Source organism: Gluconobacter frateurii (assembly GCF_002723955.1).
Taxonomy (GTDB): domain Bacteria; phylum Pseudomonadota; class Alphaproteobacteria; order Acetobacterales; family Acetobacteraceae; genus Gluconobacter; species Gluconobacter frateurii.
Genome location: NZ_BEWN01000004.1, coordinates 97,771 through 113,458 on the forward strand (window position 1 = coordinate 97,771; position 15,688 = coordinate 113,458).

Sequence of the window (15,688 nt, forward strand, 5' to 3'; positions counted from 1 at the left end):
TCTTACTGTGATACGCCTTGGAGCTTCAGATGACTACGCTCACCCTTGAAGGGGCGACTGGCATCAAGGAAGTCGGCGTTAGTCTGCATGGTGTAGGCAATTACGACGAGATAGGTGATGGCGCGCGTCATCTCCAGCCGTGTCACGAGATCTGTTTCATGCTCATCCAGCGCACGTAAACGTCTGACAGCAGCATTGGCAACACGTGCCGCTTTGTCATGCCGTCGTGTGGATTGTTCAACATAGTGAAGCACCAACTGGATAGGGCGGCGCGCGCTGTCTGGCAGATATTCCCGATCCAGCAATGTGCGAAGGCGAATGATATTCAATCCGAGCGTCAGAGTTGCCAATGTTCCGAGAATACAGGCTTCGATAAGTGGGGCAGGGGTTGGGCCCGCGTGACGGATAAGGCGTGCGAAGCGGTCGGTATTACGCCCGATCCACACACTGATCTGGGGCGCGTAGTTTGGATCCGCCAGATGGCGCAACTCGGTAAGCATGATGCGGCGCAGACGGAGTCTTTCGTCTGAACTGCTGAACGGTAGGACTGTGCGGAACACCAAAACACTGATGCCAACAGCCATCACGACGGCCATATTGCTGTTGTAGAATGCGACTTCATTCATGACGTGATGATTTTCCAGCCCCAGCATCGCAGGGAGCAGCAGACCATAGGCCGCTGCTCCTCCCGCGGTAGAGGGATTTCCTTTGGCCAGGCCCCCCAGAAACATTGCCGGACCAAGGAAAAGAGTCAGTGTCTCAAAGGTTGTAACCTTTGGCATCAGAACAAAAACCAGTACCCATGCTACAACATAAGCGGCGAGTGCACCTTTCAGGAATTCAGTTGTTCCGAGAACAGGGTTTTCCTTGGTGGCAAATAGCCCGCAAACCAGCGTTGTGATGGCAATAAAGCCAAGCCCACTTGGCCAGGCAGTTATTTCATAAATCAGAGCCGTAACCAAAACGGCGCAGGCGCCGCGTAAGCCGTTATGAATGGCTTCGCGCGTATCCCGATGGGTCTGGCGTTGAAAGTGAAAATGGTCGCCAGGAATGGTGTGTGTGCTGGCCTCATATTCTTTGATGGCGAGTTCGAGATCTCCAAGCAGTTCGCCCAGAGACATGAACAGGACGCGCTCATCGAGATGGGCCTCCGTGTCCTGTTCATTCAGTCGCAGATCAAAAGGATCAGCCCCCGGAATGGGTTCGTTGCTGTTCTGAAGATCCGTCGCGCGATGCGGTGCGGCATACAGGCGGCAGACGTCCCGAAGATGTTGCAGCTCTGCCAGTAGGTCCGGAACGGTCTCCGTGTTGGATATTCGCTTCGGGAAATCCCTGAGGAAGGAGAGAATTTCGTCGGCGGCCTGTGTGAAGGCGGGATGCTCATGATTGAGGAGCTGGAGGCGCATGGCCATGCCAAACCCGCGTGATAGCAAGGCGGACACAGAGGCCAGAGCGGCACGGGCGTGGTCGCCTTCGTGGCCGTGCGGGCCCATTTCCACTTCAGCAAATTCGATCTGATCGTTGATGCTGAGGATGGTGCCAAACTGTCGACGTGCTGCATTCAGGGCGCCGCGCTCTTCGCCAAGAATGCTGCATAATGTCCCGGTTACGAGAACAAGCGCAGATTCCAGCTTCTGGCGCAGTTGCGCCCGCGCCTGTCGCTCCTGGGTCGTTGCAAAGATCAGCCCCATGAACGCTTCGCACAGAACTCCCAGGATAATGTACGTTGTTCGGGAAACGGCCACCGTGAAAATATTGTCAGGGTCAGACGCTGCGTCCATGCAAATGATCGAACAGGTATATCCTGCAAGAACAAGGGCATAGGAGCGAAAGTTACTAACAAATGTTGCTAGTCCGCTGCACATGCCAATCCAGACGGCAATCATGGGAAAGAACAGCCAGGGAGCCTGTGGAGCCGCAGCCATCAGGGCTATCGAGGCGACTGCGCCGGTAATGGTCCCAATGATACGCCATTTGGCTTTTGACTGGCTTTCGCCGCGCGTAGCCTGCGCTACGGCCCAAACGGTCATCGCAGCCCAGGCAGGGCTGTCGAGTTCCATCCAGAACGCAATGCCGATCGCGAGAGATGCCGCAAAGGTATTTCTGAGCGCGAATGTGAGTGTCGCTGCCGAAGGGGCGTAGATCCACGACAGAGGCAGCTTGACCCTGGGCCGCAGAGCTGAGGACGCGCCTGCACCTGAAGGAGAGCTGTTCGGAGTCGGACGTCCTGCTGACGTAGTGCTGCCACTCATTACGTGGCTTTCTTACCCCCGATAGGTCCAGTTAGGCGAGAGCGGAAATGGCCATTCTCAAATCTGCGACAAATTTTATGTATTCGCGTGTCTTCGCATTCTCATCCGGTAAACGAAGCAGATAAGAAGGATGGACCGTTACAAGACCAATGCTGTCATCGTCGAGTTTGAAGAGACGGGAACGTTCGCGAGAAACTGTAACAGGGCGGCCAAGGAGTGCGCTCGCTCCAGTCACGCCCAGCATGACTGTTACTCTAGGACGCAGAAGTCGACGTTCAGCTGAAATCCAGGGGGCACACGCATGCATTTCAGTTGTTCCGGGTTTCTGATGAATACGTCTGTTGCCTTTCTGAACAAACTTGAAGTGTTTGACGGCATTACTGATCCACGCCTCGTGACGGTCTCCACCCGCCTCGCGAAGAGCTCTGTCGAAAAGCTTTCCCGCCGGCCCCACAAAAGGTCGTCCCTGAAGATCTTCCTGATCGCCAGGTTGTTCACCGACAAACAGAATGCTGGCGGTCTCAGACCCTTCACCAAAAACGGTGCACGTTGCGTGATGACAAAGATCGCAGAACGAACAGTCAACAGCTAGAGAACGCAGGTGAGGGAGGGACTGTACCTCGCGAGTATTCTCTTCCGTCGGTGTAACGTGCACTGTACCCAGTTCATGCCAATAGGCATTGGCACGGGTTGCTGTGGCGGTTTGCAAAGCCTGATGGACCAGATCAGCGTGCGGAGCATCTGCATCTGTCATTGCTGGGCCTATGCGATAATCCTGACCATTCCAGCAAAGTGTCCTGTGATCTGACAGAAGAATCCATGGCGCTGTTCGCAGTCTGCTGAGCGGACCAATTTGGCTATCAGTAAGCTGGGGAGGGCAGTCTGTTCTTATGATCTGCCAGTCCGCGATACGATTTTCCGGAAACGTGCTTCTAAGACGGAGAATTTGTGCGCGGACTTCCGCGGCAATCTGTTCAAAATCTTTAAGGTCGGTCGCGGATGGTTCTCCATATTTCTGAATATGCTCAAGGGAACGATAAAGCCGATCAAATCTGTCAGGAATTGCGGATGCAAACACCGAGGATATTAACCGACCGAAAAAACGAGGTATTTTCAGTGGAGAAGAAGCATTCGGAAGAATACGTTCGCTTTGTGGGGCGTATAATGTCTCTGTTTCCTGTATGGACCAGTGAACAGCGCTGGCCTCAACCTGCCTGCTCAGGAAATCACGGCTCAGTGATCGCCATCCGAGGAAATCACTTGGAGAGCAGAGTTTGGCATTGAACGATTGCATAAGGCTCACGAAAGAACGTTGGGGAATTTCAAAAATGCTACAGTTATGATTACTTCTTTTTTAGGCTGCATATTCTAGAAATTTTGTTAAACTTGATTCGCTATCTGCATGGTATTGTGTTGTATATTCAACGTTCGTACAGGCAGAATGTTTTCGCGCCGTGAATGGCTAAAAATTATTCCGTAGGGAAGGTAAAGTATTATGTCGGAGAACACATCCCACCCGGATCTGCTGGAGCTTACTGCGCAGATTGTTGCGGCACAGGTCTCCAAAGGAAGTGTGGATGCGGAAACTCTTCCGGCATTGATTCGGCAGGTCTATGAAGCCCTCGCCAATGCTGGAGTTCCGCAGCAGGCGCCTGAACCAGAGCGTCCGCAGCCCGCTGTTCCCATCAAGCGCTCGGTGTTCCCGGACTATATTGTCTGCCTCGAAGACGGCAAGAAGCTGAAAATGCTCAAGCGTCATCTTCAGAGTGCTTACAACATGACGCCGGAACAGTACCGTGAGCGTTGGGGTCTGCCGTCTGACTATCCGCTTGTTGCCCCTAACTATGCTCAGCGCCGCTCCGCTCTTGCGCGTGAAATCGGTCTCGGCCGCAAGATCAGCGCGACGGGAGAGGGCAAGAAAGAAAGCCCGCGCGGCCGCCAGTCCAAGAAACAGGGCTGAAGATCTTGATTTCCCAGCATAAGATCATGTGGGGAAATTGACATTGTCTGTCGGTCCGGAGACTACTGTTTCATGAATTCTGAAGCAGATACCCTTCTCCGGACCCAGACTGAAAGACGGCGGCTTCTCCGATGGAGAATTGCCGCCCTTTTTCTTTTTATCGCAGCCCTCGTTGTCGCTGTTGGTAAAGGCCACCCAGTCGCAGTTGATCTGGGAGGGCGGCCTCACATCGCGCGCCTCGTTATTCGAGGTGTCATCGGTAACGATGTCTCGCGTATTACTGCCGCCCTGAAAAAAGCCCAGAATTCTTCTTCCGTGACTGGTCTTCTGGTTGTTGTAGACAGTCCAGGAGGTGGTGTGACGGGTGGCGAGCGCCTGCATGATGCGATCGAGCAGTTTGCTTCCAAAAAACCGGTCGTCGTCACAATGGGAGATATGGGAGCGTCAGCCGCCTATATGCTCTCTGTGCCCGCGCAGCATATTGTCGCACTCCCATCCACGCTCACGGGTTCAATCGGTGTGATCCTGCAGCGTCCGGATGTTTCGCCTCTGCTTGGACGGGTGGGAATCGATGTGGCGGCCATTACTTCGGGAGCCATGAAAGATCAGACAGATCCCACAAGTCACCTGACCCCCGAAGGCAGGACAATGCTTCAGGGGCTGGTGAATGACCTTTTCGACCAGTTTGTTGGTATGGTTTCCAAGGGGCGGCATCTTCCGGAAGATAAGGTCCGTAGTCTTGCTGACGGCCGCGCGTATACAGGCCGGCAGGCTATCGGGCTTGGCCTCATAGACGAACTTGGCGATGAGGATGCCGCTCGGCTGTGGCTTCGCAAACAGTTGAAAATTGGCAATGCTCAATACCCTGTCATGCCGCTCCTGACAGAGACATCGCGACATTGGTATGATCTTCCGCATCGGCGCGCCATTCTGGAGGGCGTGTTCGGGGCAGGCATAATGGAAAAAATGGATAGGCAGCTGGCTATCAGCAGCCTTGACGGGGCCGTTGCGATCTTGCAACCCTGAAACCAGTTTCATGGGCGGAGGCAGATAGGCTGCAATCATGACCAGATCGGAACTTATTGCCGAGCTTTCTGCACAATATCCCAACCTTCTGGCGCGGGATATTGAACGGATCGTTCATACGATTTTTGATGAAATTGGCGCTGCCCTTTCGCGTGGCGACCGGGTTGAGCTGAGAGGCTTTGGCGCGTTCATTCCACGCCAGCGTGACGCTAGAACGGGGCGTAATCCCCGAACTGGCGACACAGTGTCTGTGGACGAGAAGAGCGTTCCTTTTTTTAAGGTCGGGAAGGAATTGCGCGAGCGAGTCAATCATAGCGCAGTGCGTTCTGCGGGTGAGGACTAACGGGCTGCCGCGTTTCCAGAAGCAAGGCTGTGTTGTGCTGTCCTTGCATCATTTCGTGAAGGAATGGTGGCAGGTACCCATTTGGAAGTCTGACACGCATTCAAATGAGGTATTCTCCTCAGCATGTGGGGAGAAGCTTTCTTGCGCTCTGTATTGAACTCTTTCTGGCTGGTAGTCGGGATGGCTGCGTTGATGCAGCCCTGTCACGCTGCATCAACCGTGCCGAAGTCTGGACATACCGGTATCAGGCACGTAGCCCAGCAGCATATTTCTCAGAAAAGTTCAGGGGTACCTTGCTATAGATCGCAGGCAGGGCTGATCTTTTTGAAGGGGAGCCCAGGAAAAGGTCATCTTGGCCATTCCAATAGCTTTGCGCCGATTGGAGAGGCTGTTTTTCGGTCCTCGGCGGATCAACATGCCTGCATCCTGGAGCACGGACGCCGCGGCTAAGAACCACGACGTCTGTTAAGCGGACTATTCCTGTCCTTTGAGACTGCTGATTTCAGTCAGCAGAAAGTCCCTGAACACGGCGATTCTTTTGGACGTACGGAGCTCTTCCGGATAGACAAAATAGGCTTCTACCAGAGGGACCGGCTGATCAGGCAGGACGCGCACCAGATTGGAATAGGATGCCGCAGTATAAAGTGGCAAAGACCCGATACCTGTTCCTGCTGAAATAGCATTTGCGACCGCGGCGATATTGTTGATAGCCAGACGGCTTCCACGATGGGCCAGCCCTTCGTGTCGCAAGAGATCAAGCATCCAGTTGACATTAGGCAGCGGAAGGTTGCGCCCCGCAAAGCCTATGATCTGATGTTCTGCCAGTTCCCGCAGATTGGTAGGCGTACCGTAACGCTCCAGATAGTCCGGGCTGGCATAGATAGGCATCGGGAAATTGGCGAGATGTCGCTGAACAAGATCAGGCTGCGTGGGCGGATGGAGTCGGATAGCCACATCGGCCTCACGCATTCCAAGATCCAGATCAGCATCTTCAAGAAGAAGCGTAACCTCGATATCAGGATGCATTTCCAGAAAGCGATGCAGTCGCGGAGACAGCCAGGAGAGGCCGAACCCGGTCGTGGTCGTAATCTTGATCTTTCCAGCCGCACGCTCCTTGCTCTCGCTAAGAAAAGCCTGCGTCAGAGCCAGCTTCGAGAAAACTTCCCGTACGGTCCGGTTCAGGACTTCACCCTGTTCCGTCAGAATAAGGCCCCGGGCATGCCGATGAAACAGCGGTACCCGTAACACTTCTTCCAGTGCGGAAATCTGCCGCGAGACGGCAGACTGACTGAGATTCAGTCTGTCGCCCGCATGGGTGAAGGATCCGGCTTCAGCGACTGCGTGGAAAATACGCAGCTTGTCCCAGTCCATGTGGTGGTCTCCCCGATCGCTGGCGCGTCGGTCTTCGTCCTTCTTGCCCATGTCACCTGGCGTTATTTCTGCGGTGTGTCGTTGAAGGGACGAAACTGTCTTAACCTGAGGCGAGGGTCAAGTTTTTGTCATAGCAGGTATGCCAGAAAGATATCGTTCCGCCTCAAGAGCTGCCATGCAGCCGGTGCCAGCGGCGGTGACTGCCTGTCTGTAAATGCGATCCTGGATATCACCGGCAGCGAAAACACCCTCAACAGAAGTACCGGTTCCTCCCGCCTCTGTCAGGATATAGCCATCTTCATCACAACGCACTTCGTGGCGGAATGGCCCCGTATTCGGACTATGGCCAATGGCAACAAAGACCCCATCAACCGCCAGAGTAGTGGTCTCACCTGTCTGGGTGTTCCTGAGCTTTACGCCGCAAACGACTTCCGGAGTGCCAGCTCCCAAAACTTCTTCAACTGCCTGGTTCCAGTGAAGTTCAATCTTCGGATTCGCGAAAAGGCGTTCCTGCAAAATCCGCTCTGCCCTCAGCCCATCGCGACGATGAATGAGATGAACCTTGTCAGCATGATGGGTGAGGTACAGGGCTTCTTCGACAGCAGTATTGCCACCACCAACCACGGCAACGGTTTTGCCCCGGTAGAAGAAACCGTCACAGGTCGCGCATGCGGAAACACCACCAGCCTGAAGACGTTTTTCCGACTCGAGGCCCAGCCACTTGGCCTGTGCCCCCGTTGCGATCACGACAGTGCGGGCATGATACTCGTCCCCGGAATCGCCTTTGAGACGAAAATAACCGTCCGTGGCCGGTCCGTTTCTGAGGTCTGCTTCCGTAATGAGATCGTAAATCAGACGGGTGCCAACATGCTCTGCCTGTTCCCGCATCTGCTCCATGAGCCACGGCCCCTGAACCGGAGCGGCAAAGCCGGGGAAGTTCTCCACATCTGTTGTGATCGTCAACTGACCACCTGGCTGGAGCCCTGTGACGAGAATCGGTTTCAGGCTGGCGCGTGCGGCGTAAATGGCGGCAGTGTAACCGGCAGGGCCCGCGCCTACGACCAGAAGGTCCGTATGATGGATTTCAGGCATGATTGATCCTCGTCCGTGTTTTGACCCCTCATATAAAGGTTTCGGACGCATGTGCCATCTTTGCGGAAGACGCCTCCTGCCATATACGTCAGATTCAAATGAACGCTTCTCTCTCTCCTATCCCCGTTGAACTGGATGCCATTGACCGGCAGATTATCGCCGAGCTTCAGGCAGACGGCCGTATGACCAATGTGGAGCTGGCCAGACGGGCTGGCATTTCTGCGCCTCCCTGTCTGAGGCGTGTCAGGCGCCTTGAAGAGCTGGGAATCATCAAGGGCTACCATGCCGAAGTTGATGCGCCTCTTTTGGGGTGGTCGCTGAATTTTTACGCGCTGATCGGGCTGGATAGTCAGAAAGGAAGTGTTCTCGAGGCTTTCGAGGCGCAGGTCGGGGCTTGGCCCGAAACACGGGAATGTCACATGATCCGCGGCGGAGGGGACTTTCTGGTCCGTCTTGTCGCCCGTGACGCCGCCCACCAGAACATTCTTACCCGTCGCCTGACGGATAGCGTTCACGTCGTTCGCGTCCAGACGCTTCAGACCATTCATACCAGCCGGGATCTTGCCGGGGTTCCCATCTGATGGCTCTGGGATCTGAAAGAACAGATCTCCTCTTGCCCGCACGGTTGAGCGTCATTGTTCCCTGCTACAACGAAGCGGAAAATGTGGCTCCCATGGTCGCGGCTCTCAGCCGGGTCCTTGCAGGTGAATACTGGGAAGTCATTTTCGTTGATGACAATTCCCCTGATGGCACTTCAGCCCGTGTTTCCGCCATTGCCGCTCACGACCCTCGCGTCCGGGTAGTGCGGCGTGTCGGCCGTCGAGGACTTTCCTCTGCCGTCATCGAAGGGTTCCTCTCGTCCAGCGCGACGTATGTGGCGGTCATGGATGGAGACCTCCAGCACGACGAAGCCGTTCTTCCGAAAATGATTGCTGCTCTTGATGCCGGATCACAGGTCGTCGTCGGTAGCCGGCATGTGGAAGGCGGCGACAATTCTGGCCTTGCCGGACATTGGCGTCACATGCTGTCGGATACCGGTATCCGAGCCGCTCAGGCGGTTCTGCCTCATCCCCTGACAGATCCCATGAGTGGCTTCTTTGCGATGAGACGGGATCTCTTTATCGCGACCCTTCCAAAACTGTCTGGCACCGGCTTCAAGATCCTGCTGGACGTTGTCATGTCCGCGCCTAAAGACACGACAATCACCGAAGTGCCGTTTGTTTTTCGGCCGAGGGTTGCTGGGGAAAGCAAGCTGGACGTTGTCGTGCTGCTTCAGTTTGCGACAATGCTGCTCGACAAACTCACGCATGGCTGGCTGCCGACCCGCTTTTTGGCGTTTGCGCTGGTTGGTCTTGTCGGCGTCGTAGTGAATGTTGTGGTCATGCAACTGGCACGCATGGCGGGAATGGATTTCTCCCAGTCCCAGCTTGTTGGTACGGCTGTCGCTATTCTGACCAACTTCCTCCTCAACAATCGTCTGACCTATCATGACCGCCGCCTCAAGGGCGCCCGGATGTGGCGGGGTTTTGCACTCTTTGCTGTTGTCTGTTCAGTTGGTGTTTTCGCCAATATCGGCGTCGCCCGAATGGTTCTGCATGATGTGGGCCATGGCCATTGGGACCGTGCATCTGCGGCCGGAGCCGTCATTGGGGTAGTCTGGAACTACGCGGTGTCATCAACGCTGATCTGGCGCTGAGATGCCGGCCATTACGGTTCGAAAGCGGGAAATGTTCTGGGCATTTCTCGCTGTTCTCACAGCTGTGCGGCTCACGCTGGCTGCCATTCTCCCCCTGACACCGGATGAGGCCTATTATTGGGTCTGGTCTCGCCATTTACAGATGGGGTATTTCGACCATCCGTTCATGGTTGCTCTCTGGATCCGGATCGGAACCTGGATTGCGGGAGACACACCTCTCGGGGTGCGTTTTCTAGGGCCTGTCTCTGTTTTGCCAGGAAGCTGGGCGTTATTCCATGCCGCCCGATCGCTGCTTCCCTCCCGCCCATGGCCGCTGTCTGGTTTTCAGGCTGTTCTTCTTTTGAACGCTACCCTGATGCTGGGTCTGGGGGCGGCTACCATGACGCCCGATACGCCTCTGGTATTTTTTGTCTCGCTGGCTCTGTACGCCATCGGCAAAGCGGTCAGTCTCCCTGCCAACAGGGCACTCGGATGGTGGTTGCTCGCCGGCATACTGCTGGGGCTGGCGTTTGATTCGAAATATACGGCCGTTCTGATCGGTCTTGGGCTTGGCGGCGCAGTCGTTTTCTCCCCTGCATGGAGGAAACAACCGGGTCCATGGCTAGCCATTCCAGTTCTGTTAGCCGCGACATCGCCCGTTCTGTACTGGAACGCGACCCACCATTGGGCAAGCCTGCTCAAACAGGGAGGACGTGCAGGGGACTGGCATCCTGCACGGGCAATCCAGTTTCTATCAGAACTCCTGGGTGGACAGATTGGCCTCGCCACGCCCCTGATCTTCGGTCTGTTCGCGATCGGCCTATGGACCTGTTGTAAGCGCAACAGGCTTCTTGGGTGGCTAGGGGCTCTTCCGCTGGCTGTGTTCATTTTTCACGCCTTCGGAGACCGAGTTCAGGCAAACTGGCCCGCGGTCGTGTATCCCGTCCTCGCTTTGGCGGCGGTAGAGGCGGGGCGACGTGTTCGCTGGGCTGTGACCAGCGGTTTTGTTTTGACGGCACTCGTCTGCATGCAGGCTGCGTTTGCACCTGTGCCGCTGCCGCCTTCAAAGGATCCTGTTGAGCGTCAGACCGCTGGATGGCCAGAGTTCAGCCAGAAACTGGGCGCGCAGGCTGTGGCCCAAGGAGCTACAGTCTTCATGGCGGAAGATTACGGCCTCGCGTCGCAGTTGGCTTTCAATCAGGCTCATTTGGATGTGCTGGGAACAGACCGTCGATGGACCCTGTTTCGCCTTCCTGTTGTGCAGGCTGGCAAAGGGCTTCGGGTCGAGGAAATACACCATATCCCGGAGCCGCTACCTGCAGATGTTCTATGCCGTGAAAGTCATGGGCATATGGTGCGCTGCTATCGCATGACAGTGGTGGAAAACCCGCTTGGCGTGCAGTTGCCACGTCACTCTTAAAGCTCTCCTTAACCTTTGACTGCCATACTTGAGGTCTCTCAGGAGGTGGAATGTCGAAAGCAGGTGGCAAGGACGAGCGCAAGATCATTATCAAGCGCTTTGAAGTGGTGGAGGGCGGCCATCACGGTGGAAGCTGGAAGATTGCTTACGCCGATTTTGTAACAGCCATGATGGCGTTCTTTCTCGTGATGTGGCTCATCAACGCCACGACGGAAGAGCAGCGCAGAGGCATTGCAAATTTCTTCAACCCCATGGCGATCCAGCAGGATATTCCGCCTCCGGCTGAGAACGTGATTCATCTGGTTCCAGATCCAGTAGCCTCATCCCAGAAACCCGCTGCCATTCATCCTGGAGATCCGGCGGGCGCACATCCGGATAACGGGGAACCAGGCCAAAATCACCTTCTGAATAGGGATGCCGGAGATCGCAGCACTCAGATCGTCGTCCTCCATGACCGGCAGGTTCAACCCGGTGTGCCCCCGGCAAATCCAAATGGGCAAGAGGCTCAGCAGGGCGAACTGCGTCGTGCTGCAACGGAAATCAACAAGGCGCTTGATGCTTCACCCCAACTGGCAGATGTGCGTTCTCAGGTCTCGGTCAGCATGGGAGATGACGGACTGCATGTGGAAATTGCGGATTCCGATCATCAGCCCATGTTCGCACTCGGTTCCGCTACCCCGACACGGCATGCATCCGATCTGCTGAAACTGATTGCGCCCTATCTGGAAAAGCTTCCAGGGCGCCTGTCCGTCAGCGGCTATACGGACGCAGCCCCTTATCGTCCTGGCCTTCCGGGGAACTGGAGCCTGTCCAGTGACCGGGCTGTGACTGCACGCGATATTCTTGTGCGCAGCGGCTTCCCTGACAGAAGGCTGAAAGCGGTCACAGGATACGCTGACCGGAACCTCTTTGACCCCGCCAATCCTCTCAGCGCCCGGAACAGACGCGTCGTTCTCGTCCTTTCCCCGGATCAGCCGTAATCCTTCGCCAGTCAGGAAAAATCTGAATGTTTATTCTTATCGGTCTGGGCGTTGTCCTTGCGTGCGTCTTTGGATCATTCGTTGCGTCTGGAGGGGCCATCGGGCCACTGCTCGCGTCAATGCCTTTTGAGCTCCTGACAATTCTTGGGGCCGCAGTTGGCACCTTCGTGATGGCCAATTCCATCGGTGCGGTGAAACACCTTCCCGGTGGAATTAAGAAGGCTATGAAAGGCTCCCAGTACACGCGTCAGGATTATCTGGAGCTGCTGGGCCTGCTCTTTCACATGACGAAGCTCGCCGCAGCCAAGGGAATGATGGCGATTGAAAGCCATATTGAAGATCCCCAGGGCAGCACGGTTTTCGGAGCATTCCCCAAAATTCGCGATAACGCGCATGTCTGTTCATTTATCTGCGACTATCTTCGCATGGCGGGAATGAACGCGACGGACCCGTTCCAGATGGATGACGTCATGGGGCGTGAGTTGAAGAAAAATCTGCGTGAGGAAATGCACCTCCCACATGCGCTTCAGTCCGTGTCTGATGCGCTGCCAGCCCTGGGTATCGTGGCGGCCGTGCTGGGCGTCATCAAAACGATGGCCTCTATCAGCAAGCCTCCTATCGTTCTGGGTGAGATGATCGCCGGTGCCCTTGTGGGAACCTTCCTCGGTATTCTTCTGGCCTACGGTATTGTCGCACCCATCGCCGGGCGGCTTGGAGGCGTCGTGGAAGAAGAGGCCTCTTACCTTGATCTGGTTCGTTCCGTTATCGTGGCCCATCTTCAGGGAAATGCCCCGCAGGTGAGCGTCGAAATCGGGCGCAAAAGCATCCCGTCGGACTTGATGCCGACCTTCCAGGAAGTTGAGGAATCCCTTAGTGCGGTTGCCGTAAACTGAGGTTGTTTTCCCGAGCGTGACCTTTACGATGCCGTCATCATCATGAATGACGGCCGAAAGGATCAGGCATGCGCCCCTCCGCACTGCGGGCTCTCTGTCTCTTACTTCCTCTTTTTCCTCTGGTCTCCTCAGCGCACGCTGACACCGTGAGTTCACCTCAAGTACCCTCCCGTACAGAGCTTGAGCGGGTCGATGGCTCCTCAGCTCTGCGCTGGGTAAAAGCAGAAAATGCAAAAACCCAGCAGGCTCTTACATCGGACCCGCGGTACAAACCTCTCTATGAGCGCATTCTTGCGGCTCAGCAGTCTCCAGACAGGTTGGCAGTTCCAACCCAGATGGCCGGAGAAATCTGGAATTTCTGGCAGGATAAAGCCCATACACGTGGAATATGGAGAAGCACCTCCATAGTGAATTTCCAGTCCGGGCATCCGATCTGGAAAACGCGCTTTGATCTGGATGCCCTTGCGAAGGCAGAACATGCCAACTGGGTGATGGAAGGCCTGAACTGCCTTGAGCCGGACGATCAGCATTGTCTGATGGGCCTGTCCAACGCCGGCGAAGATGCGCATGAGTTGCGGGAATACGATACATCTACGGACCGCTTTGTCCCTAAGGGGTTCGCTCTCCCGAATGGCAAGCAGGTCGTATCCTGGCTCGATCAGGACACACTTCTGGTGTCTCGGGACTGGGGCGCAGCAGATGCTGGCCTGACGACTTCAGGCTATCCTTACGTTGTTCGTGCCCTGAAGCGGGGCCAGTCGCTCTCACAGGCGCAGGATGTCTTCCGAGGAACGGCGAGCGACATGGAAGTGGCCCCCATGGTCCTGCGGGACGGGCAGGGGCGCCAGCTCTATCTGATCGATCGTCACAAGGATTTTTTCCATAGTGACGTAGAACGAGTGGACCCGAAGACACTCCATGTCAGCCAGCTTCCGATGCCAGAGAAGTATGATGGCCTGAGCTATCAGGATGGCCAGTTGGTGTTCCATCTTCTGCAGGACTGGAAGACGGCTCACGGCAATATTCCTGCTGACAGCATCGTCGCGATCGACCCGGAACATCCGGGCTTGCCGGAAGTCATCATATCTCCCACCGCGCGTCAGACGATTGGTGACGGGATGGAAGGCGCAATCGCAGCGACCAAAGATGGCCTGATTGTTGTGCTGTACGATAACGTGCAGCCAAAACTGATGCTCTATCGTCGTAGCGAAAATGGGCATTGGACTGGACGAGCCATAGAACTCCCGAAGAACATGGCTGCGACCATCGTTTCGTCAGATGCCAGAAGTTCGGACGCTTACCTTCAGTTGGAAGGGTTTATCCAGCCTCCGCAGATCTGGAGCGTGGATACTGCTCGTCAGACCACACATCTGCTGTATAGCCAGCCACATCTCTTCGATGCGTCTAAACTAACCGTCGAACAACAGTTCGCGACCAGCACGGATGGGACCCAGGTGCCATATTTCATCGTGCACGCAAAAAACTGGACGAAGAACAGCCTCAACCCGACGCTAATGACCGCCTATGGTGGCTTTGGTTTGTCCTATCTGCCTGTCTACCACCCCGATCTTGGAATCACGTGGTTCGAGCGCGGTGGCGTGTATGTGATGGCAAATATCCGCGGTGGCGGCGAATTCGGTCCCGCCTGGCACGAAGCAGCCCGTTACGCCGGGCACCAACATGCCTATGACGATTTTGCGTCCGTTGCCCGGGATTTGTTTACCCGAAACATCACATCTCCCAAGCGATTGGGAATCCGTGGCCGCTCCAATGGTGGCCTGCTGATGGGGGTAGAATTCACGCAACATCCCGAACTGTGGAACGCGACCATTATCGGTGTCCCGCTTCTGGATATGCTCAATTACGAACATATGGCGGCAGGCGCCTCATGGGCGGCGGAATATGGAAGTATCTCCACGCCGGAAGGCAAGGCTTTCTGGGAGAAGGCATCTCCTTTGCAGGCGCTCAAGGCAGATGTGCATTATCCGACGCCTTTCATCTTCACATCCACGCGTGATGACCGCGTTGGTCCTGTGCACGCACGTCTGTTTGCAGCGCGTCTGCAGCAACTGCATGTGCCGCTCTTCTACTACGAGGATACGGAAGGCGGGCACGCTGGTACCGTCAATGCGGCCGAGGTTGCCCATGAGAGGGCGCTGGAGGCCATCTACCTCAGCAAAAGGTTGATGGACCCACGTTGACCTGAACATCACTCCTTCTCTCGTCTGCAAGGGCGAGAGAACGGTTGCGGCAGATGCAGGCCGTGTCTGCCAAAACGGCAATAAAAAAAGCCGCTCCCTGACAGGGTAGCGGCTTTTCTCGTCCGTTCAGATAACGGGAAGGACTTTAGAAGCCTTCACGCTCCAGACGCTTGCGCTCCATCTTGCGGGCACGACGAACAGCTTCTGCTGCTTCGCGGGCGCGACGCTCAGAGGGCTTCTCGAAGTGGCGACGCAGCTTCATCTCACGAAACACGCCTTCGCGCTGCATCTTCTTCTTGAGCGCCTTTAGCGCCTGGTCAACATTATTGTCACGAACGAGTACCTGCACGGTGCCGTCAACTCCTTCTGGGCCCGCCTTTAGCGTCACCCGTGATATGGCAATCCAATTGGGATGGAGCCCTTAACACACTCTTTTGGCGGTACGCAATTCATTCGATGGTTCTTGTGCAGATTT

Annotated in this window: 14 protein-coding genes; 9 read left to right on the forward strand and 5 right to left on the reverse strand. The window is 55.6% G+C overall.

The annotated features are described in order from the left end of the window. Positions 1–2: 2 nt before the first annotated feature. The gene (locus tag GFR01_RS11280) at positions 3–2,252 is read right to left on the reverse strand and encodes an FUSC family protein (protein ID WP_099182563.1); all 2,250 of its coding nucleotides are present in this window, start codon (positions 2,250–2,252) and stop codon (positions 3–5) included. Between the two features lie 31 nt (positions 2,253–2,283). Continuing rightward, positions 2,284–3,546 carry a UdgX family uracil-DNA binding protein gene (locus GFR01_RS16240; protein ID WP_099182564.1) on the reverse strand — a complete coding sequence of 421 codons (1,263 nt, stop codon included), beginning with the start codon at positions 3,544–3,546 and terminating at the stop codon, positions 2,284–2,286. Between the two features lie 201 nt (positions 3,547–3,747). Here GFR01_RS16240 and GFR01_RS11290 point away from each other — a divergent pair, with 201 nt between their 5' ends. From GFR01_RS11290 to GFR01_RS11300, 3 genes are all read left to right on the forward strand, one after another. Further along, the gene (locus tag GFR01_RS11290) at positions 3,748–4,212 is read left to right on the forward strand and encodes a MucR family transcriptional regulator (RefSeq protein WP_063904803.1); all 465 of its coding nucleotides are present in this window, start codon (positions 3,748–3,750) and stop codon (positions 4,210–4,212) included. Between the two features lie 72 nt (positions 4,213–4,284). After that, positions 4,285–5,238, forward strand: coding sequence for a signal peptide peptidase SppA (gene sppA / locus GFR01_RS11295; RefSeq protein WP_099182565.1), 954 nt, complete (start codon positions 4,285–4,287; stop codon positions 5,236–5,238). Between the two features lie 37 nt (positions 5,239–5,275). Continuing rightward, positions 5,276–5,581: an integration host factor subunit beta gene (locus GFR01_RS11300; RefSeq protein ID WP_063904801.1), complete on the forward strand. Its 306-nt coding sequence runs from the start codon at positions 5,276–5,278 to the stop codon at positions 5,579–5,581. A 474-nt stretch (positions 5,582–6,055) separates the two neighbouring features. On the opposite strand, the gene GFR01_RS11310 is transcribed toward GFR01_RS11300, so the two are convergent. Together GFR01_RS11310 and trxB are read right to left on the reverse strand one after the other, a co-directional pair. Beyond that, on the reverse strand, positions 6,056–6,952 hold the full coding sequence (locus tag GFR01_RS11310) for a LysR family transcriptional regulator (RefSeq protein ID WP_063904831.1): 897 nt from the start codon (positions 6,950–6,952) through the stop codon (positions 6,056–6,058). 117 nt (positions 6,953–7,069) lie between these two features. Next, positions 7,070–8,044: a thioredoxin-disulfide reductase gene (trxB, locus tag GFR01_RS11315; protein WP_099182566.1), complete on the reverse strand. Its 975-nt coding sequence runs from the start codon at positions 8,042–8,044 to the stop codon at positions 7,070–7,072. A 98-nt stretch (positions 8,045–8,142) separates the two neighbouring features. Here trxB and GFR01_RS11320 point away from each other — a divergent pair, with 98 nt between their 5' ends. The 6 genes from GFR01_RS11320 (at position 8,143) to GFR01_RS11345 (ending at position 15,213) form a co-directional block, all read left to right on the forward strand. Further along, complete coding sequence (locus tag GFR01_RS11320; protein ID WP_007283564.1) at positions 8,143–8,625, forward strand: Lrp/AsnC family transcriptional regulator; 483 nt, start codon at positions 8,143–8,145, stop codon at positions 8,623–8,625. Further along, entirely contained in the window at positions 8,625–9,740 is a 1,116-nt protein-coding gene (locus GFR01_RS11325) for a glycosyltransferase family 2 protein (protein ID WP_099182567.1), read from the forward strand. Before GFR01_RS11320 ends, GFR01_RS11325 begins: the two co-directional genes overlap by 1 nt. Before the next feature lies 1 nt (position 9,741). After that, the gene (locus GFR01_RS11330) at positions 9,742–11,139 is read left to right on the forward strand and encodes an ArnT family glycosyltransferase (protein ID WP_244902274.1); all 1,398 of its coding nucleotides are present in this window, start codon (positions 9,742–9,744) and stop codon (positions 11,137–11,139) included. Positions 11,140–11,189: 50 nt separating this feature from the next. Next, positions 11,190–12,119 carry a flagellar motor protein MotB gene (locus GFR01_RS11335; protein WP_099182568.1) on the forward strand — a complete coding sequence of 310 codons (930 nt, stop codon included), beginning with the start codon at positions 11,190–11,192 and terminating at the stop codon, positions 12,117–12,119. 26 nt (positions 12,120–12,145) lie between these two features. After that, on the forward strand, positions 12,146–13,012 hold the full coding sequence (motA, locus tag GFR01_RS11340) for a flagellar motor stator protein MotA (protein ID WP_063904797.1): 867 nt from the start codon (positions 12,146–12,148) through the stop codon (positions 13,010–13,012). 68 nt (positions 13,013–13,080) lie between these two features. Continuing rightward, positions 13,081–15,213 carry a prolyl oligopeptidase family serine peptidase gene (locus GFR01_RS11345; RefSeq protein ID WP_099182569.1) on the forward strand — a complete coding sequence of 711 codons (2,133 nt, stop codon included), beginning with the start codon at positions 13,081–13,083 and terminating at the stop codon, positions 15,211–15,213. Between the two features lie 145 nt (positions 15,214–15,358). On the opposite strand, the gene rpsU is transcribed toward GFR01_RS11345, so the two are convergent. Next, positions 15,359–15,562, reverse strand: a complete 204-nt coding sequence (gene rpsU / locus GFR01_RS11350) for a 30S ribosomal protein S21 (protein WP_007283570.1) — start codon at positions 15,560–15,562, stop codon at positions 15,359–15,361. Positions 15,563–15,688: the final 126 nt, after the last annotated feature.